This window comes from Paenibacillus sp. SN-8-1 (assembly GCF_050995535.1).
In the GTDB taxonomy this organism is placed as follows: domain Bacteria; phylum Bacillota; class Bacilli; order Paenibacillales; family Paenibacillaceae; genus Fontibacillus.
The window spans coordinates 2,155,631-2,176,097 of record NZ_CP194782.1 but is presented as its reverse complement, the minus strand read 5'-3'; the positions used below and the strand labels follow the sequence as shown (position 1 = coordinate 2,176,097).

At 45.4% G+C, this 20,467-nt stretch carries 16 protein-coding genes, 1 pseudogene and 1 riboswitch; of the genes and pseudogenes, 5 read left to right on the top strand and 12 right to left on the bottom strand.

Annotated features, from left to right (window positions below; all coding sequences use genetic code 11):
- Positions 1 to 68 precede the first annotated feature (68 nt).
- Entirely contained in the window at positions 69 to 863 is a 795-nt protein-coding gene (locus tag ACRRNK_RS10265) for a polysaccharide deacetylase family protein (protein ID WP_433946630.1), read from the top strand.
- 58 nt (positions 864 to 921) lie between these two features.
- Here ACRRNK_RS10265 and ACRRNK_RS10260 read toward each other — a convergent pair whose 3' ends face one another.
- The 5 genes and pseudogenes from ACRRNK_RS10260 to ACRRNK_RS10240 form a co-directional block, all read right to left on the bottom strand.
- Positions 922 to 1,617, bottom strand: a complete 696-nt coding sequence (locus ACRRNK_RS10260) for a 3D domain-containing protein (RefSeq protein WP_433946629.1) — start codon at positions 1,615 to 1,617, stop codon at positions 922 to 924.
- A gap of 8 nt (positions 1,618 to 1,625) precedes the next feature.
- Positions 1,626 to 1,804: riboswitch (cyclic di-AMP (ydaO/yuaA leader) on the bottom strand.
- Between the two features lie 164 nt (positions 1,805 to 1,968).
- Entirely contained in the window at positions 1,969 to 2,691 is a 723-nt protein-coding gene (locus ACRRNK_RS10255) for an amino acid ABC transporter ATP-binding protein (RefSeq protein WP_433946628.1), read from the bottom strand.
- A complete protein-coding gene (locus ACRRNK_RS10250; RefSeq protein WP_433946857.1) occupies positions 2,678 to 4,144 on the bottom strand; it encodes an ABC transporter substrate-binding protein/permease in 1,467 nt (488 codons plus the stop codon). The genes ACRRNK_RS10255 and ACRRNK_RS10250 overlap by 14 nt, the downstream gene beginning before the upstream one ends.
- Positions 4,145 to 4,526: 382 nt before the next feature.
- Positions 4,527 to 5,231, bottom strand: a pseudogene (locus ACRRNK_RS10245) (IS30 family transposase); the annotation flags it as partial.
- A 121-nt stretch (positions 5,232 to 5,352) separates the two neighbouring features.
- Entirely contained in the window at positions 5,353 to 6,579 is a 1,227-nt protein-coding gene (locus ACRRNK_RS10240) for an MFS transporter (protein ID WP_433946627.1), read from the bottom strand.
- A 144-nt stretch (positions 6,580 to 6,723) separates the two neighbouring features.
- Between ACRRNK_RS10240 and ACRRNK_RS10235 the strand changes: the two genes are divergently transcribed.
- Complete coding sequence (locus ACRRNK_RS10235) at positions 6,724 to 7,476, top strand: MerR family transcriptional regulator (RefSeq protein ID WP_433946856.1); 753 nt, start codon at positions 6,724 to 6,726, stop codon at positions 7,474 to 7,476.
- 375 nt (positions 7,477 to 7,851) lie between these two features.
- On the opposite strand, the gene glgA is transcribed toward ACRRNK_RS10235, so the two are convergent.
- A complete protein-coding gene (glgA, locus tag ACRRNK_RS10230; protein WP_433946626.1) occupies positions 7,852 to 9,282 on the bottom strand; it encodes a glycogen synthase GlgA in 1,431 nt (476 codons plus the stop codon).
- A complete protein-coding gene (gene glgB, locus ACRRNK_RS10225; protein WP_433946625.1) occupies positions 9,279 to 11,270 on the bottom strand; it encodes a 1,4-alpha-glucan branching protein GlgB in 1,992 nt (663 codons plus the stop codon). The genes glgA and glgB overlap by 4 nt, the downstream gene beginning before the upstream one ends.
- A 186-nt stretch (positions 11,271 to 11,456) precedes the next feature.
- Between glgB and ACRRNK_RS10220 the strand changes: the two genes are divergently transcribed.
- Positions 11,457 to 12,677 carry a glucose-1-phosphate adenylyltransferase gene (locus ACRRNK_RS10220; RefSeq protein WP_433946624.1) on the top strand — a complete coding sequence of 407 codons (1,221 nt, stop codon included), beginning with the start codon at positions 11,457 to 11,459 and terminating at the stop codon, positions 12,675 to 12,677.
- Positions 12,678 to 12,887: 210 nt separating this feature from the next.
- On the opposite strand, the gene ACRRNK_RS10215 is transcribed toward ACRRNK_RS10220, so the two are convergent.
- From ACRRNK_RS10215 to ACRRNK_RS10195, 5 genes are all read right to left on the bottom strand, one after another.
- Positions 12,888 to 13,982: a GNAT family N-acetyltransferase gene (locus tag ACRRNK_RS10215; RefSeq protein ID WP_433946623.1), complete on the bottom strand. Its 1,095-nt coding sequence runs from the start codon at positions 13,980 to 13,982 to the stop codon at positions 12,888 to 12,890.
- A 395-nt stretch (positions 13,983 to 14,377) separates the two neighbouring features.
- Positions 14,378 to 15,796: an ATP-binding protein gene (locus ACRRNK_RS10210; protein ID WP_433946622.1), complete on the bottom strand. Its 1,419-nt coding sequence runs from the start codon at positions 15,794 to 15,796 to the stop codon at positions 14,378 to 14,380.
- Positions 15,793 to 16,491 carry a response regulator transcription factor gene (locus ACRRNK_RS10205; RefSeq protein WP_433946621.1) on the bottom strand — a complete coding sequence of 233 codons (699 nt, stop codon included), beginning with the start codon at positions 16,489 to 16,491 and terminating at the stop codon, positions 15,793 to 15,795. Before ACRRNK_RS10205 ends, ACRRNK_RS10210 begins: the two co-directional genes overlap by 4 nt.
- Before the next feature lie 34 nt (positions 16,492 to 16,525).
- Positions 16,526 to 17,791: a hypothetical protein gene (locus tag ACRRNK_RS10200; protein WP_433946620.1), complete on the bottom strand. Its 1,266-nt coding sequence runs from the start codon at positions 17,789 to 17,791 to the stop codon at positions 16,526 to 16,528.
- Positions 17,792 to 17,810: 19 nt separating this feature from the next.
- Positions 17,811 to 18,536 carry a phosphonate ABC transporter ATP-binding protein gene (locus ACRRNK_RS10195; RefSeq protein ID WP_433946619.1) on the bottom strand — a complete coding sequence of 242 codons (726 nt, stop codon included), beginning with the start codon at positions 18,534 to 18,536 and terminating at the stop codon, positions 17,811 to 17,813.
- Positions 18,537 to 18,715: 179 nt separating this feature from the next.
- Between ACRRNK_RS10195 and ACRRNK_RS10190 the strand changes: the two genes are divergently transcribed.
- Positions 18,716 to 19,633, top strand: a complete 918-nt coding sequence (locus ACRRNK_RS10190; RefSeq protein WP_433946618.1) for a helix-turn-helix domain-containing protein — start codon at positions 18,716 to 18,718, stop codon at positions 19,631 to 19,633.
- A 101-nt stretch (positions 19,634 to 19,734) separates the two neighbouring features.
- Positions 19,735 to 20,463 carry an HAD family hydrolase gene (locus ACRRNK_RS10185; protein WP_433946855.1) on the top strand — a complete coding sequence of 243 codons (729 nt, stop codon included), beginning with the start codon at positions 19,735 to 19,737 and terminating at the stop codon, positions 20,461 to 20,463.
- Positions 20,464 to 20,467: the final 4 nt, after the last annotated feature.

Genomic DNA, 20,467 nt, shown 5'->3' with positions numbered 1-20,467 from the left:
CTGGATAAAACCGCCCATATCAGGAAATAACAACAGGTACTATGTCCTGTAAAAGGAGAGATTTCTTGATGCGGAACAAATATGCAATTTTATTTGTGTTGCTTGTCCTATCGATGCTGCCGAGTTCCCAAGCTGCTTCTGCAGCCCGGATGACTCAGGACCCTGAGGAGCAGAACTCCACAAGCAAAGTTGCATCAAGTCATGAATCATTAACACTTGGTGAATTAAGAAGGAAGTATGCCGAGACCTTTAAATTCAGGGGGCCTCACGTTAAGCAGATCGCGCTGACCTTCGATGATGTTCCTGATCCCCGCTTCACCCCTCAAGTCCTTGATATTCTTGCTAAATATCATATTAAAGCCACTTTCTTTGTGGTGGGCAATCGGGCGGAGAAGCATCCTGGTCTTGTCAGGCGTATTCAACGTGAGGGACATCTGATCGGCAACCACTCTTATAACCACCCTTTATTCAAAAATCGTAACCTTGCTTATTTCAAAGATCAGATTCTCCGTACTGAGAAGATCATTTACAACCTTACAGGATCCCGCCCCAAGTTAATCCGGCCTCCTTATGGGGAGATTAATGAGGAGCAATTGCGATGGGCGAAGGCCAGTGGTTACAAGGTGATTAATTGGAACGTTGATTCGAAAGACTGGAAAGGTCTGTCCAAAGATCAGGTGAAACGCAATATTTTGAGCGCCGCAGGTCCCGGCTCCATTATTCTTCAGCATGCCGGAGGTGGAGTTGGCGCAGATCTCTCGGGATCTGTACAAGCATTGCCAGAAGTAAGAAACACACTAAGAAGTAAGGGCTATACTTTTGTTGATCTGAGCAAACTCCTCCATATCAAAGGATCTAAGTAAGCAAAAGAGGAAAGACTCCATATATATCTGGAGTCTTTCCTCTTTGAATTAATTCCAATTATTTAATGACATATAGCTTCACATTCTGAAAGCCAAATGTGTCCACAGTCGACTGGCTGCCAGGAATGAAGATGTCTATACGGTTCCCTTTGATCGCGCTGCCTTGATCTGTCGCTTTTGCAACAAATGCTTTCTTCGGAAGACCAGAATGACTATGACCGGTCACTAACACCTTAGTTCCCATAGGGATTACTTTGGGATCTACTGCAATAGTGCCCAAAGCAAGCGGATTACCATAATAATCAACCGGCCCCCATCCATTCTCACTAGGATCTGCGGAATAGGCTGTAGCTACAACATTGATGGTCTTGGAGTAATTAAAAGATTTCCCCCATGCTTCCACAACTTTGTTTGCTGTGAATACTTTGAGTGTAGCAAGCGGATCTGCCTTTTTAACGATCAGACTAGCCCCAATGCTGGCAGTTTTCAGACTGGTTGGCAGCTTGATCGGCAATCCTGCATAAATATTATTAGGATTGATACTGGGATTCGCAGTCATTAGGTTGTTGATAGAGATCCCATATTTCTTGGACAGTGTGTAATAGGTGTCTCCCTCTACTGCAGTATGTACGGAGTCAGCATGGACAGGGGTCATGTGGATAAACGCGGCCATGCCAAGCATGGCTGTAACCGTTTTCGCGACTAACGACAATTTGTTTACCTTTTTGTTCTGTGTAAGATTCTTAGATGACATAAATAAAATCCTCCTTTTAATCATGCCTGCGGAGTTAGCTGTCGGATTCGGATTGAGGATACAACCCGGCGCTCTAATTAAAAAGCAGCGCTTCACCCCAAGGATTATCTATCAGATGTTGATAAGATAGTTAATCCGTAAATCATCCCCCGCACTTGAAAGCTTCAAGTTTCGGCACTTCGAATATATCACAATTCTGTAACCAATTGACCAAGCAATTGCTGGAAATCATATTCGTATCGCGTAAATTATTACAAGTATTCCATAGATATGGGTCCCTGAGTTTCCAAAAAAAAAACTCTATCCATTGGGATAGAGCTTAAGGTTATACAATTGATTCTGTTCCTACCTTTACAATACTTTGCTTAAGAAATCCTGTGTACGCGGGTGGGTTGGATTGCCCAGAACAACTTCTGGGGAACCCTGCTCAATGATCGTGCCTTGATCCATGAACAGAATCCTGTCACCGACTTCTCTGGCAAAGCCCATCTCATGAGTAACAATGACCATGGTCATTCCCTTCTCAGCCAGCTTCTTCATGACATCCAGAACCTCGCCCACCATCTCTGGATCAAGGGCCGATGTAGGTTCATCGAAGAGCATTACATGCGGCTCCATGGCAAGCGCCCTCGCAATGGCGATCCGCTGTTTCTGTCCACCAGACAGCTGTGCGGGAAATGCTCCCTTCTTGTCTTCAAGTCCAACGGTTCGGAGCAGATCCAGAGCTATCTCTTCAGCCTTTGAACGATCAAGCTTCTTAACCTGGATGGGAGCTAGAGTTATATTCTCCAGCACCGTTTTGTGGGGGAACAGATTAAACTGCTGGAATACCATGCCCATTTTCTCACGTGTCAGGTTAATATTATGCTTCTTATCTGTGATTAGTTCACCTTCAAAACGGATTTCGCCTGCAGTAGGCTGTTCAAGCAAATTGAGGCAGCGGAGAAATGTACTTTTACCGGATCCGCTCGGACCAATAACGACAACAACTTCACCTTTCTCAATCTCTGCATCGATGCCTTTAAGAATCTCCAGCTTTCCGTAGGATTTATGCAAATTTTTAATGGATATCACTAGTTCTCAGCTTCCTTTCCAATAGACCCAATAGTTTAGAAAGTACAAAGGTCATGATGAAGTAGATCACGGCTGCAACGAGGAGAGGATTCAGCCCCGCAAAAGAAATACCGCGAACCACCTGGGCTTGGAACATCAGATCAGCTACACCGATGAATGAAACTATCGAGGATTCTTTAATGATCGTAATGAATTCATTACCAATCGCAGGCAGAACATTCTTAATCGCTTGCGGTAGAATGATGAAGCGGAACGCCTTACCACTGGACATTCCAAGTGATCTTGCAGCTTCCATTTGCCCCTTATCCACGCCCTGAATACCTGCGCGGAACACTTCAGCAAGGTAGGCTGAACTGTTGATGGATAAAGTAATTATCCCTGATTCCAATGCAGTGAAATTAATATGGAAGGTCAGCGCGAGCCCATAATGAATGATCAAGAGCTGGACAAGCATAGGTGTTCCGCGCAGAACCTCAATGTAAGCCACACCGATCCAGCGAAGAATCGCGATTCGGTTCATCCGCAGCAAGCTGATGAAGAGCCCGATAATGAACCCGAATATGACTCCGAGTACAGACAGAAGGAGTGTATATTTAATACCCGCGATATAATAATCTTTATATTTCAGGAAGAAAGAGAATGTATCTTGGGCCTTCTGCTTCCCGTTAACCAAGCTGCTGGCATCATCAACGAACTGCTGAATTTTGCCATCCTTGATTAAATGGGCTAGTGTGTTATTAATACTGCTGAGCAGCTCGGGGTTATCCTTCTTGACCCCAATAGCATAACCGAAATCCTCTACCTGAGGTACCGCATCCGTAATAGCGAAATCATCCGTAAGATTAGCCTGGGCTACCGGTCCTTCAATAATAGCCGCATCGACACGGTTAGTCTGAAGCTGCATAAGTATATCAGAAACTTTATCTAGAGAGGTTAACTGTGCGCCTTCAATCTTCTGGCCAATCTCCTCCTGCAGGGAAGATTTTTGAACGCCGATCTTGGCCCCTTTTAACGTATCCATGGTGTTGTACTTGTCTTTATCTGCTTTACGAACCATAATGGACTGATTCGCGCGATAATACACGGTGGAGAAGTCGATACTCTTCTTCCGCTCTGGTGTAGGGTTCATTCCTGAGATCAGAAAGTCTACACGACCACTTGTCAAAGCTGGCAGCAGGCTGTCAAAGCTCATATCCTCTATTTTCAGTTCCGCACCCATATCCGCAGCAATCTGCTTCGCAATCTGAATGTCAAAACCTACAATTTGATCCTTCCCGTCAATAACTTTATGAAACTCATAGGGTGGAAAGTCAGCACTTGTTCCCAGCACAATCGTCTTCTTCGCTGGATTCGTGCCTTCATCGGCATAAGCCGACCCAGATAGCCCTGAGTAAGATAGTACGAAGCACAGCAGGACTATGATCAGCGTCTGTAATTTTCTCAATTTTGTTATCGCTCCTTGCTTCTATTTTAGTTGTTTATCATATTAGGACTGAGTCATTATAAAACAGCATGTATTATTATGCAATAAAAAAGGGCTGTTCCCCGCGAAGGAAAATATCACCAGTAAACAAACCAAACGACATTCCTTAGAATGCCGTCTGTGAATATGCCTTATTCTAGTCTAAATGTACATTCCTAGGGTGTGTCTTCAAACTTGTTTAAAAGGTAATACATGGGTTAAATACATTAGATGAATACACGATACGAAATAAAAGAGACACAATGGCAGCGAGTTCAAGACCTGTTTCCACCTGAACGAAAACCACAGGGAGGACGTCCGGCTTTGGACAACCGAACCATGTTTTGCGCCCGATCCATGCTGGTGAACGCGCACAATGGTATTCCTTCCCCCGGTCAACGGTGGCGGTCTTGAAGGCTCCTTGTGGAAACTGCCCAGTTACTACTCCGAATGCAATCTCCATGGAATGAGCGGTGCGGTCAGGCATCTTAACAGCCAGGTACATACGCGTCTTGCGTTCAATAAAAGTCGCTACGCAGGCACGACTTTTTCCCCGGCTGGAGACAACTGTATCGAGTTCCCAGTGACCGAATGACTCACGCTTCTTAACGGATTTAGGACGCTGGACAATCGTTTTACCCACTAGAAACCGGCCACGTGTCTCCATAGGCTTCCGTCGTTTTCCTTTATGGCGCAACACGTTAACTTCGCCCCCAGCCAGACGTCCGTCATAAAGCCACTGGTAAATTGTTTTGAAGCATACAAACGGCTTTCCGCTTGCTCGACGTTCTTCAGCGATCTACTCAGGCGACCATGTCTGGTTCAGCTTATCCTCCAGTTCATCAGCTAACTCCGTCGTGAAGCGACCTTTCGGCTTGCTGGACTTCCGCCGCTCTTCGTAGGCAATTTGCGCTGTCTCTGCTTGGTATACGCCACTCAAGCTTCCTCGCTTTAGTTCTCTTGCGATTGCTGAGTGGTGCCTCCCTAACTCCCTGCCGATTTCCCGATTCGACCATCCAATTCGGATTAGGACTTCTAGCTGGCTACGTTCGGTTATGCTTAGATGAGTGTAACTCATGGTTATATTCTCCTGTTGTTATATGAAAATAAAGTGCTTAAATTGGTGAATAAAGTTATAAACCGCGAAACCGCACTAGCGTGTAGTATAATAACCTGCCCCGTCCAGAGTTAATGATTCATTATGCCACCGATTGCTCCCCTTTTCCTTTGCTTCGGAAAAGCGGAATCATAATTAGGAATCCTGCAAAAAAACAGAATCCGGCCAATTCGTACACAATTGTAAGTGAAAGTATATTTTTCAACACACCTGCAACACTCATCATAAGGAGCATCGCTCCCGTCATAAGCGGAGTGCGGATTCCCATTACCCGACCTATAAAGTTTTGATCGGTATGCTGCATGACCATTGCGCTATTTCCGACAAAAATGGCCGGTTGCAGAAGAGCAATGATGAATTGGGCTATCATCGTTAGCCATATCACGGTTGACATCCCTGTTAAGATGATCCCGACACCGTTGACGAGTAAACCAATCATAAGGAAACGTTGTGGGGCGATCTTAGCCGCGAGAGCAAATATTACTATTCCTCCGACAATTTCACCCAAACCGTAAGGTATGCTAATCCATTTCAAAGCCTCTGCAGGCAAGTCCAACTGCTCCGTAACGAGGAAGATGCCAAGCGGCGTAATTAACCCAACTCCTAGTCCCACCAACGTGAAACATATACTGAGCTGCAAGAGTAACTTGTTTACGAAGACAAAATGAATGCTGTCCGCTATTTCGCGAAATAGCGAAGATGGGTTGGTCTCTCGATTCTTTATTTTCTTTTCATCAGACGGGACGAAGACAAGGGAAAAAGCAGATAACAGAAAGCAAGCGCTAGTCGTCAATATTGAAACTTCAATTCCGAATTGCTGATATACCAACGTTCCCAGGATCGGACCAAGAACCATAAAGACAGATGTTATGGTTTGTAGCAAAGACATGCAGGATTGTGCATCTTCATCACGCACATGATTCTTAAATAGCTTCATGCCGGAAGGCTGTGCAAACTGTGATAGAATGGAAGAGCATAATGTTGCTAAAAAAATGATCTTCCATGTTCCAACTTCCAACATAACAAAGACAATAAATACGGATAACGAACTTAAACATTCACACCAAACCATTGTTCTCTTGGGCCGCCATCTATCCGCGAATACTCCACCAATGAAAGAAAAGATAAAAATTGGCGCATATTCCGCGACCGAAATCATGGAAACGGCAAATGAATCTCCTCCTGTCACCTCCATAACATACAAGAGGACAGCAAAATTACGAATCCAAATACCCATTTGAGAAAATAGAGTTGAAATCATAACGGCTCGAACAAAGCCGTTTCGAAGCAGTTGAACGGATCCTGACATTTCTAGTTTCCTCCCTCGTCATCTATTTCGAAAATCATCTTAGTGCCTACTGTAAGGGAAGGGTCAATATTTTTTTGAAAAAGTTCGACTTGACTCTCCTCTTAGGGAAGACAATAAGCTACCTAGTGAAGGGAGGAATGAGCAATATTGTACACGGTAAAAGAAGTATCGGAACTGTCCAATGTTACAATCAAAACGCTTCATCATTATCACAAGATCGGTCTTCTCTTACCTTGTAAGATAAGTGAAGCTGGATACCGGTTGTATGAAGCGAAAGAGCTGGAACGTTTGCAAGAGATTCTATTTTATAGAGAATTGGATTTTTCCTTAGACCAAATCAAGGAAATGATGGAACATCATTCAGACCGGCTATCCATTCTTTCGCAGCAGGAGGAGTTGCTCCTTTGCCGCAAAGACAGACTGGATACCATCATTCAAACATTGCGTAAATCCATTGCATGTATAAAGGAAGGGGAATCCATGGATAATAAGGAAATGTTCAAAGGTTTTGAAAACGAGGAAGAGTGGAACAAAGCGCTGACTGAGCAAAATCAATATTTGAAGGAATCGTATGGGGTGGAGTCTCATGAGGTTGCCCCAACGGATGTTAAGGAATTAAACGAACAAGCAGTCGAAGCCATGACTTTCATGAATGAAATGGCAAGTTCATTAAGAGAAGGCTTAAAGCATAACGATGAAAAAACAAGAAATTTGATTCGATGCCATCTTGAGTTTATGAATAAGCATGGGCACAAAGCATCGGTTGAAGACTTTGTAGCACAGACTCGTTTTTTTCTAAGTGATGACTTTCATCTTAAGATGCTTGAAAGTCAGCAAACCGGGTTGGCTTATTATCTATCAGCAGCGGCAGAGTCTTTCGCGGCAACGAATCAATAAAGCAAATCCGGTTGACTAAAAAAGCTGGTGTACCTTTTTAGTATAAGGGACACCAGCTTTATTTTGCTTGAAGGATGTTATTCCTTAATTGCTTCCGGAGCGCAAAATCTATTTAATTTTCTTTCTCACGTTAAACATCTACAACTTTTACTTTCAGACGACTACTCTGTAATAGTGAGTTGCGGTGATTCCATTTTACATAAATACTATCATGAACCTTTAATCTACCTGTCGCACTTCTCTTTACAATCCGTCAATAAAATAAAAAACTATCGTCGTCTGGCAACTCGCTACGATAAATTAGCGTGTACGTTCAAGGCTTTTTTGACTCTGGCATCGATTATAATGTGGCTTGCCTGAGTTTGAAGACACACCCTAGTTAAGTACACTCTGATAAATCTCCAAATACCTCTCCGCGGATACGTTCCAGCTGTAATCACCCGCGAATGCATTACGTACAATCTTCTTCCATTGATCAGGTTGATGATACATATGAACTGCCCTACGAATCGTGTAGAGCATATCATGAGCATTATAATGGTTAAATGAGAACCCATTCCCCTCACCGGTGAATTCATTGAATGAATGCACCGTATCATTCAGACCGCCAGTCTCCCGTACTACCGGAATGCTTCCGTAGCGAAGGGCCAATAGCTGGCTGATTCCGCACGGTTCAAATTTGGAAGGCATCAGGAAGATGTCACTTCCCGCATAGATTCGCCGGGATAAACCATCATTGAATTTAATTTGGGCAGACAGCTTGCTGGGATGGCGATGGGCCGCTTCCCGGAACCACTGCTCATATTCATGCTCCCCAGTTCCCAGTACAACGACTTGAACGTTGTCAAAGTGCAGAAGCTCATCCAGCACTCTTCTGACCAGCTCCAAGCCTTTTGAGTCAACAAGCCGTGTCACCATCGAGATCAGAGGAATCTTAGGATCCACAGGAAGCCCCAATTCTTGTTGAAGGAATGGCTTATTCTCACGTTTCTTGCTGAGACTGGTCCGATACTTGGCAGGAATCTCGGAATCCGTTGCCGGATTATACAGCTTCGTATCAATTCCGTTAACAATCCCGGATAACCGCCCGCCAAGCGATCTGAGAAGACCATCGAGTCCATACCCGTAGTACTCCGTTTTGATCTCTTCAGCATAGGTAGGACTTACAGTAGTCACATGATCGGCATAGACAAGTCCTGCTTTAAGATAATTGACGTTCCCGTAATATTCCAGACCATCCGGCGTAAAATAGTGATTCGGGAGGTCAAGAATATCAGGCAGAACCTCGTAGGGGAAGATGCCTTGATACAGCAAGTTATGTACCGTAAAAACGGTTCTTATGGACTGATAGAAAGGAGCGTGTGAATAATGATGCTGTAGAAATACCGGGATTAGTGCAGCATGCCAATCATGACAATGGATGACATCCGGCTGGAAGTCGATGTAAGGCAAAATTTCCAGTACTGCCCGGTTGAAGAAAGCGAAGCGTTCCCCATCATCCCCATAACCGTAAATTCCATCCCGTCCATAGTAAAACTCGTTATCGATGAAGTAGACAGGAATCCCTTCAAAACTAAGCTCTTCAATTCCGCAGTATTGGGATCTCCAGGCTAATGGAACCTTGATAATGTCTACCGGCATGAGCTGACCCCGGAATTGATCCGGAACCGCCTTGTACTTCGGCAACACAATACGCACATCATGACCGGCTTTTAGGAGCGCTTTGGGCAACGCTCCAATTACATCGGCCAGACCACCCGTTTTTACGAACGGAATTGCTTCTGCAGCCGCAAACAGAATTTTCATGTCGTCTTCCTCCTTTGTGTAGTTTTACGTTTCTTGGGAATCTCATTCGGACTGCTGCTGAGCTGCTCCGTCTGCTGTCTCGCCCGTGTTCTCCCCTGTTTCTTCCAGATTGAAATACTCAGCGGAGGAACCGATATTTCCAAGCTATGCAGCTGGCCGTGCCAGGATATTTTCTCCGATTTGACGGGCGTCTGATTGGCCCCTGAGCCGCCGAATTCTTCAGCGTCACTGGAGAATACCAGCTCATAAGTTCCAGGCTTGGCTACTCCAAGCCGGTAGGTATCCCTCTTCACCGGTTGGAAGTTGATCACAACGAGCAGGCTGTCGCCAGGTCTTTTCCCTTTACGAAAAAAAGATATAACACTTTGGGAAGCATCATGCGGGGATACCCATTCATAACCTTCCATGCCGTGATCCAGCTCCCAAAGCGCCTTCTCTTCTAGATAGAAGTGGTTAAGGGCCGCCGTATACTTGAGCATTCGGCGATGAGACTCATAATCCAGCAAGAACCAATCGAGCTCACCCTGGTCTCTCCACTCGATGAACTGTCCAAATTCCCCTCCCATGAAGAGAAGCTTCTTACCGGGACTTGTCATTTGGTAACCCAGCAGAACGCGGAGACCTGCAAATTTCTCTTCATAATTGCCGGGCATTTTGTCCAGCAGTGATTTCTTGCCGTGTACCACTTCGTCATGGGAGAGCGGCAATGTGAAATTCTCAGAATAGGCATACACGATGGGAAATGTAAGCAGGTTGTGATGATGAGGCCTGCTATAAAAGTCCGTTTCTACATAATCCAGCGTATCATTCATCCAGCCCATATTCCATTTATAGTTGAACCCGAGTCCACCCTCATGAACCGGTGACGTAACGAGCGGCCAGGCACTGGATTCTTCAGCCATCATAAGCGCATGTGGAAAAGCCTGAAACACAGCTTCATTCAGCTGGCGAAGGAAATCTGTCGCCTCCAGATTCTCATAACCACCATGTATGTTGGGCACATACTGACCTTCGCTCTTCTCGAAATCTAGCCGTACCATACTGGTGACCGCATCGACACGGAGCCCGTCAAAATGATACATCTCCAGCCAGTAGATTGCATTGGAGATCAGGAACGAGCGGACCTCAGGCTTACCGAAGTCGAAGCTTAGTGTTCCCCAGCCTGGCTTATCCGCCTTGCGGGGATCCGCGTACTCGAACTGAGGTGTACCGTCAAACAGCCTTAATCCATGATCATCACGGGTAAAATGTCCCGGAACCCAGTCCAGAATCACACCAATGTTCGCCTGATGGCAGCGATCCACGAAATACATCAGGTCCTTCGGTGTTCCATAGCGGCTTGTTGGCGCAAAGTAACCCGTGATTTGATATCCCCAGGATAAATCATAAGGATGTTCGGCAAGGGGCATAATTTCGATATGTGTATAGCCCATTTCTTGTATGTAAGGAATCAGCAGGTCAGCCATTTCCCGATATGTGTAGAACGACCCGTCCTCTTTTTGCTTCCAGGTACCGAAATGAATTTCATAAATGTTCATTGGCTTCTGATAAGGCGCTCTATTCTTACGTCGCCAGCTGCCGTCTCCCCATTGGTATCCATTCAATGAGCTGACCACAGAAGCTGTCGCAGGTCTTACTTCCGCGTGGAACGCATATGGATCTGCCTTAAGGAAGGTCTGTCCATCTGGACCCGTGATTTCATACTTGTAAAATGTACCTTCCGTGATTCCCGGGAAAAAGCGACTCCAAAGCCCAGAATCGGGCATCTTATATAAAGGATCGTTATCTCCCTTCCATTGATTGAAGTCAGAAGCCAGTCCCACATGCTGTGCATGGGGTGCCCAGACCGTGAACCTAACACCTTGGCGTCCTTCTTCTTCTGTAAGATGGGCCCCCAGAGAGCGGTAACTGCGATATAAAGTTCCTTCATGGAACAGGTATACGTCCAGAGGCGAAATTGAATTCTGATTATTTAGGTACTCTGACAACTCTCCACCACCTTTTTAAGCATTGTCCACTTAGTTTATTACCCTAATTACACGAGAATGAATTATTTATTTAAAAAAGGAAAATAAATTGTAATTTTTCATGGAATCCACAATAAAATAGTTTCAACTATGGGTAAATTCGTTTATCTAAATACTACACTGACATATCCTTGGGAGGGAAACGTAATGAATAAGAAAGAATGCATTGCCATGCTGCTAGCCGGAGGAGAGGGTCGCAGATTATCTCCGCTTACGTCAAAGCAAGCTAAGCCGGCTGTGCCCTTTGGCGGTCGATATAGAATAATAGATTTTCCTCTCAGTAACTGCGTTAACTCAGGTATTGATACAATTGGAGTACTTACCCAGTATGAGGCGGAATCACTTCACAATCATATAGGAGAAGGGGAAGCCTGGGGTCTGACTCAAACAGACAACGGAGGTATCGCGCTTCTTCCTTCTTATAATACAGGATCTGATGAATATTCTGGCACAGCCGATGCCATATATCAAAATATGGATTACATTGATTCCCAGAATCCCGAGAACGTTCTGATCCTTTCAGGAGATCATATTTATCATATGAATTATCGCGAAATGCTTGATTTTCATATAAAGTCTGATGCCTGTGCAACTATCTCTGTCATGCCGGTACCTTGGAACGAGGCTCATCGTTTCGGGGTAATGTCAACCGATGATCAATACCGGATCACAGAATTTGCAGAGAAGCCTCAGGAGCCGCAAAGCAATCTGGCGTCCATGGGCATCTATATTTTCAAATGGGACTATCTGAAACAGCACTTGACCCAGGATGCCAAAAATCCGAACTCATCCCATGATTTTGGTAAAGATGTTATACCCAACATGCTTGCCGGAAACACTCCCCTTTATGCTTACGAATTCAAAGGATATTGGAGAGATGTGGGTACAGTAGACAGCCTGTGGGAAGCCCATATGGACCTTCTCGATGAGTCTGCGGACTGGAAGCTTCATAACGAAGCCTGGCCGATGTATACGAATGAACAGCACACTAGAAAGTCCGGTTTAAGACACCGTGCTATTCAAGCTAATTCCTCTCTGGTGCACGATAATTGTGGTTTGGAGGGTTATGCGGAGCGTTCTGTGTTGTTCGGCGGAACTGAGGTTGGCCGCTTTAGTAAAGTCAAAGACAGTATCATTATGCCTCATGCGAAGATTGGCCGTAATGTAGTCATTGAGCGTGCTATCATCGGTGAAGGCGCAGTAATTAAGGATGGCGCCGTAGTTAAAGGAAACCATAACGAGGTCATGGTCATTGGACCCGGTGAGACCGTTGTAGCTAAGCCTGCTGTCCGTCCTCAGCCTGCAAGACTTCTCAAAGAAGTATATGACAATGCTAATCGCCTTCGCGCTGGCGGAATGTCATCATAAGCCTGAATCAAAGCGGATCATTATGATCCGCTTTTTTTGTGTGTATTCTGCTATTAAGCTGATTCGATGTAATGTCCTACATTAACGTTCGATTCACAATGCCGTTCGCCGCACTATAAGAGGGGCTATCCCATAAGTCATGCAAGATGACGATGGGATAGCCCCTGATCTGTCTACTATTTGAATAGACCCCTAACATGCCTGACAAGATTAACGGTCTTCACCATATAGCTCTTCCCACTCATTACGCAGCATGCTCATTTCGATCATGCTCCAATATTCGTTACGATAGAGGGTCTTTTCCCGCATGAGCCCTTCCTTCTTAAAGCCAGTAGATAAATATACCTGTATCGCTGGCCTATTGAAATCAAATACACCCAGCGTAATCCGGTGTAAATTCAAGGCCTGGAAGCCAATTCGCAGCATCTCAACGATCATAGCTTTACCTATTCCACGGCCCCGAAACGTGGGATCTCCAAGAATAACTCGGCTAATGCGGGCCGAACGATTTTTACGGTCAATCTGCGTGAGACTGATATGTCCAATAATCTCTCTGGATAGACGATGAATCACCTTGAAGATCAGTCTATCCGATTTCCAGGGGAAATTAGCATCCTCAATATACGCCCTCATGTCTTCCTCTGTCAGGGGGTATGACCATCTCCCTCCCGCCCATTGCAGCTGGAATGCTTCGGAAGCCGACCAGCTCTGCAGAAGGTGGAAGTCCTTTTCATTGAAATAGACAAAGTCTACTGGGTCATGATCCTGAGATCCCTCGGGGAGTTCCCACTGTTCATACAGGTTATACTCCCGCCCGTTCTTAAGGGCTGTCCCCATATAGCGGAAGCCGAGGCGTTGATAAAAGCTGTTCAGCTTGAGGTTCTGAGCCAGGCAGTCAAGACGAAGTCCTTTCCTACCGCTCTCCCTTGTCCGCTCTGCAGCCCACTCGACAATATATGCCCCAAGCCCGGCATTACTGAAATTTCTTCTTACGGTAAGCCGATGAAGATAGTTATAGCCCTTGCTGTTGCGCATCCCCCAATAATCAGGGTCACTCTGCTGTAAAGTAAACATTGCTGCGGGTTCCGTATTGGCATAGATCAAGTAGATTTCTCTGTATTCAAAATACGATAAAATCTCATCTCTTGTGAATTGTTCGGGATTCCATTGATTAATACCTTGCGAGATCATCCATTCTGCTGCTTCGATCAGCATTTGACAAATCAGGTTAGTATCTTCTTGGTCCGCCAGATGAATTTCCAGCTGTTGGTCTGGCAGTGTCAGCATTCCTATTGGGTAGCTCATGACAGATCATCCTCTTCTCCCGAATCCTCTTTACCTATATGGATTGAACTAAAGACTGTGTGATCCATTCCTTTGCATAATAAGTGTTATATAAGCCGCAGTTAAAATGTTCACATTTGTGTGTACAGTCGTAACTACGGGGAATGCTTGGACTTTCGGCCGCTGCCCGCCTCCAGATTTCTTGATTTATACCGCAGAGCGGATGAAATCCGGAGACAAAGCTTATGCTTCCGATGTAGCTTTCTTTCAGAAAGCTTGTAGGCGATCGCTTTCGCTCCTACAGTTCCAAGCTTCCCCTCCGCTACGCCTTACCCTCAAGTCAAATTTTTAACTGCGTCTTATATAGCCTTTATCCATGCGCTCATTTCTTTAGTTCATTCCATATAAACGGAAACTTAAGCCTCATTCTTATTCAGTTCATCAAGCAGAGGGAGACGAACACTCACAGTCGTTCCGACACCCAGCTCACTACGCATCTCCATATCTCCATTATGCAGTTCAACAAGTTGTTGACTTATCGCAAGTCCAAGCCCCGTGCCTCCTCCTTGGTGATTCACCTGGAAGAACCGGTCCTTCACACGGCGCAGATGCTCATCACTTATCCCAATCCCGCTGTCTATAACCTCAACGACAGCCCAGCCGTCCTGAATCTGAATATCCAGATGGATCCAGGAATCTTCTGTAGAGAATTTAATGGCGTTATCGACAAGATTCAAGAACACCTGCTTTAACCGGTTACCATCACCCGGTACCAGGACGGTAGACTCAGTGTGGTCATCCAGTTTAATTTGTATCCGCTTTTGTTCCGCTTTAGCCCATACATTTAGCATCGTTTCTTGAAGAATTTCCTTAAGGTTAACCGAATCGATGACAAGCTTCATTTCGTTCTGCTGCAATTTGGAGAAGTCCAGCATCTCCTCTACTAGACCAATCAGCCGATCGGTTTCCTTTGCAATGATCTGCATGCCGATCTTGGTCTCTTCTGGATCAAACCCGCCGGACGTTAAGGTTTCACTCCAGCCCTTAATCCCTGTAAGCGGAGTACGCAGCTCATGTGAGATGGAAGAAATGAAGTCGTCCTTGATCTGATTCCCCCGGACAATTTCCTGTGCCATGTAATTCAGCGTGCTGGCCAATTCACCGAGTTCATATTTATATTCCCCTTTGACGCGAACATCAAACCTACCCCGTGCCATTTGAGCAGATACCGCACGGATATTATTAATCGGTTTGACAATGGAATTAGCCAGACCCATGCTGAACAGCAGCACAACCGCCAAGATTACAACACCCGCCAAAGCAGCGAGTAGAGTAATGTTCAGCAGTTTGGAATTAATGGGCTCCAATGATGTGATATATCTTATGACGAACTTATTCTCTCCCAGCAACTGAATCGGACTCGATACAGACATCACCATCTCCCCGGTATCGGGCTCACGGCCAATCCATTTGCCGATATTGCTCGTAAGTGCCTGAGACAGATCACTCGTCTGGACTGGCTTGTGAGGTTGAAAGGAACTGTTGGTCATAAGTATATTTCCATGACGGTCAAGCACCTGCAGCTCCGTGTTGGCCAGTGAGAATGCGGATATAATATTGCTGTAGAAGGCGGTATCTTCCTGAACCTCCGATTTGTCGGAATTCTGGAAGTTATCTGTTACCATGGCCGCATGATTGGCAATATGGTTGTAGATACTGTCATAGTAGTAAGTTCGGATCGCGAACAGAAAGATGATCTCAACCATTAACAGGGTAACAAATACCACGATAAAATAATGAAGAACGATCTGCCGACCGATCCCTTTACTAATCATTGACCTTCGCCCTTCCACTTATAACCGTGTCCCCATACGGTCTGCAAATAAGCAGGATCTGAAGGGTTAGCTTCGATCTTTTGACGAATTCTCCGGATGTTCACATCCACAATCTTCGGATCTCCCATATATTCTTTGCCCCACACATGATCCAGCAGCTGATCTCTACTGAGCGGCGTGTTCTCTTTCTCCAAGAAATACTGAATAAGCGAGAACTCAGTCGGTGTCAGCTCTATCATCGTACTGTTCTTCTTAAATTGCTTTGTGATCAGATCCAAGGTGAAAGGTCCAGAGGTGAAGCTTACCTTTGCGCTTGTCTCTCTATATACATTAACCCGGCGGAGCAAGGAATGAATACGTGCAATCAGCTCCGTAGGGCTGAATGGCTTGCTGACATGGTCATCCGCCCCAACAGACAGGGCATATACCTTATCCTGCTCTTGAACCTTGGCCGTCAGAAATATAATTCCGATCCGCTCGTTCGTCTCACGTATACGGCGGCAGACTTCAAAGCCGTCGATTCCTGGCACCATGACGTCCAGGAGCGCAATATCAATGTCGGGAACACTTGTCAGCTTGCTGATTGCTTCATTTCCATCTGCTGCTTCCAGCACTTCAAAGCCGTTGCGCTTAAGGTTAATAACGATAAAACTGCGGATAGACTCCTCGTCTTCCATGATAAGAACTTTACTCACAGCTCAAAACATCCTCTCTAATTGGAACGATCAACTATCTCAAATTTTTCTTCATGATCTCGGTATTAAACGATGTCTTATAGGCGATAACCTGATCATTATCACGCACAAGCATCGACCATTCCGGCTTTGACTTCTCCCATTGGGACAGTGGAATGAACTTAATCTCCGCGACCAGTTCATGATTATCAATCTTGATGAACCTTAAATATTGATCCATAACTGAGTTTTGATCAAGTGTAACCTGCCCTTTCAGGTCATCCGGAAAATTAAAGACAAATCTGCCGTCTGGATCTATGTACTGCTCTTTGATGAACTTCATATCCTTTAAGTCCCCGGAGGTTACCTTCTCCTCCCACTGGTAGTAATCCAGAAACCGCGGCGGCTTGTCCAAGATTACCTTTTCCCATCCGGAAGGGATCTTAAGCCGACCCATTTCCAGAATATTGTCATCGTTCACATCCCCGCTCCGGATTGGCAGGTCATTCAAGTTGTCATCCTGGTCGAGCACGTTAACCAGCTTATTATCCTTCATCATGATTAAGGTTGAATAAGCAGAATGCGTCAAGTAAGACGCGTCCAGAATAATTCCCTTCTGGTTGGGGGTTACTTTACCCGACATTACATTCAGGTAATTGTTAAGTCCAGCTCCCAACTGCAGGCTGTCCAGCTTTACGGCTTGATCGGCTCTTATTTGGTAACAGGTCAATGTATTGTAGTCATTCTTCTTGAAAGCGACGGTAGTCAATTCAAGCAGGTCATCGTTATTCAAGTCTTCAACGACATAATTGGAATACGGAGCAAGAAGGAGCTTGTCAACCTTCTGTCCTGTATAATCATACACCGCGAGGGTTTTCTGCTCATCCAGCGTCTCCGAATTAAAACCGGCAAGAATTTCTTTCTTCCCGTCGTGGTTGAGGTCCCTGTATTCCAGTGAGACTAGACTTCTTCCGTCCCCTTCAAATCTTTGCTTGATGACCCAGGTGTCATCAGTCTCCTCCAGAACCATGCCCTGTGCATTCACGTCGCCCTTCGTGCTCTCAAAGAACACAACGGCGTCCAGGCTCCCATTATTGTCCAGATCCTCAGTCTGAATTGATTGAATGCCATTAAGCCCTCGCGGCTGCAGACGGGTATCTGCAGGAATGTTAGCATCAATTACACTTCTCAGGGTCTGCCTATCGGATGTCAATTCAGGAGGCTTCATTAATAACTTTGGATCTGTTATAAGGTCACAACCGCTCAGAACAGCCAGACATAGACAACCTGCCGCGATGCTCACCCACCTTGCTCTAGCCAATCGGATCACTCTTTTCATTCTAGATCAGCTGCTTCTCTTCCTGGGTTAATCTTCTTCCCCTGATATCCCACTGCAGCCGTCCCTCATTAATTCCCCATATACGTGTACAGTACTGCTCCGCAAGCTCAACGGGCAATACAGCTATAACTGTAGCCTTTTCGTTGGTACACAATTCTTTTAACGTAGTAAGTACCTTATCTGTTGCATACTTATCCAGACCGATAACAGGCTCATCCGCAGCGATCAGCTTTGCACCATGAACCAAAGCCCTGCATATGGCAACACGCTGTCGCTCCCCCCCGCTTAATTTGCCAGCTGGCACATGCGCTTTATCCAGAAGTCCAAACTTTTCCAGCTCATCCATAGCTCCCATGTAATCATCAGAACGAATCATTCCGGTTAATCTACGGATCAACGGAGTCTGCCCGGCTTGACCGATTAGAACATTCTTAAGCGCAGTCTTCTGTGTATTCAGCTCTGGATTTTGCTCTAAATATGCGAATTTTGAACGGTATTCCGAGGAACCCCTACCGCCCGACTTAATGATCTCCTTGCCTTCAAAATTATAACGACCCGTTGTCCAAGGATGGCGCAGCGCCAAGCAGCGAAGGAGTGTGCTCTTCCCGCTCCCGCTAGGGCCGACAACTCCAATCATCTCCCCTTGCTCAAATCTGAGATTCACCTGATCAATAATGTTTCTTTTATCTGCTCCCACAACCACGTTTAATTGACTGACTTCAATCATCTTCTGCAGCTCCCCTTTAGCCCCTATATCTCTATTTCTTATTCTATCTTATCTTTTTCATGTTTGAAAGGAGCGCCCCAGCGTTAATAATCAACTGGTCAATTGTTTATAGTGGACACCCGTCAACGAACAAGCCATAATGAAAAAATAATGCATTATTTGGGGAGGTCACCTTTCACATGGCTTATACAGTAAAAGTAGACGTGTCTCCGGTCTATGAACTGCTTGGAAGCTTCTTGGTTCATATTGTGCGCAAATGGACAAATAATATCGACATGGGTCCCGAGTGGATCGATACCATCAATTCCCGCTTTGACGAGTCGACACGTGCAGCTTTTGCCGAGGCCGCTTCCTGGCCTTTTGAGGATTATGATGTTCTTTATGCCTGGGCGGTTGAACGAGGTGAGCATAATCAGATTGAGGAATATCTTAATTTCCTCCAGTCTACCTCATCTGAGGCCCTTTGCGACATGATTCGCACTTACATACCTGAGATGACTGCCGCGAGAGCAGCTCTGATCCGTGACAATTATGTGCCATTGCTTCAGGTCTGGTACGATGTGTACTTTAAAGAGATAGAATCTTTGTATATCCCGCTTCTTGAAGAGGACGCTGCCGAGAAGCTGGCCCTTCTGGACAAAATGGAGCCTGAAAGTCTTATTGATTATGCTTCAGGTGGATTGATCGTCTCAAATGAGCTTCCTGTTGAGCAGGTTATTCTGCTGCCCATTATTCACTTGCGCCCAATTAATACGTATTGTTTTTACAACAACATGCTTCTGATTCAATATCCTGTAGACCTTCCGCATGAGGATGCGAATGAGGCACCGAATTATTTGCTCAGGTTAACCCGTGCCCTGGCTGCTCCCGAGCGCCTTCGTATGCTGCGCTATCTTGCGAACGAACCCAAGTCACTTCCAGAGATGCAGCAATTCCTGAACGAATCCGAAGAGACGTTGATGTATCATCTAAGGCTTTTACGGGTCGCTGGACTGCTTAGAGTCCATCTGGGAACGAATGATCAGGAGAAATTCTGCTTCCGTCCGGATGGGATCTCCGAGCTGCAAATTTTCCTGGAAACGTATATTCAAATATAATTTAAGGTTTCAAGTTATACTAAGCAGCAGATATGTACTATCGTAGAAAGGAGCAGCCTGCTTTGAACTCTTATCATTACCGCCAACAAATTATTTTCGATATGGATGATACACTTATCCACTGCAATAAATATTTTGAAATGATCCTATGCAAGTTTGCTGATGTGATGCTTAAATGGTTCAGTGACTTTCGGCTAACGACATCAGAAATTCGAAGCAAACAAATTGAGATTGATGTGGCAGGCGTTCTCAAATCCGGATTTGCCAGCAAGCATTTTCCCCAATCCATGATTGAGACTTACCACTACTTCTCCAGAATGACTGGCCGCGAAATTAGTCCTGCCGAGGAGAACCTGCTAATGGAGCTTGGTATGAGTGTCTATGAACAAAATATAGAGCCATATCCCGGGATGGTTGAGACCCTTGATATATTGGAACAACAAGGTCATGAGCTTAACCTCTATACGGGCGGAGAGAAGGCCATTCAGGAACGCAAAATCGAACAGATGAAGCTTGCTTCGTACTTCCATGACCGTATCTATATCCGGCAGCACAAGAACGAAGAAGCGCTAGAGCAGATTCTGACGTCCCGGCATTTCGACAGAGAACATACCTGGATGATCGGCAACAGTCTTCGTACAGACATCATACCCGCGCTAGCAGCGGGTATTAACACCATTTATATCAAGCTGCCCAATGAATGGTCTTATAATGTTGTCGATCTGAAAAATGAACCGACTACCTCGATGTATACCGTCTCATCCTTGGTGGAGGTTCCAAATATCATCGCCGAGAGTATGGCGGTCAAACAAAAGAAACGGACCCTGTAATGAG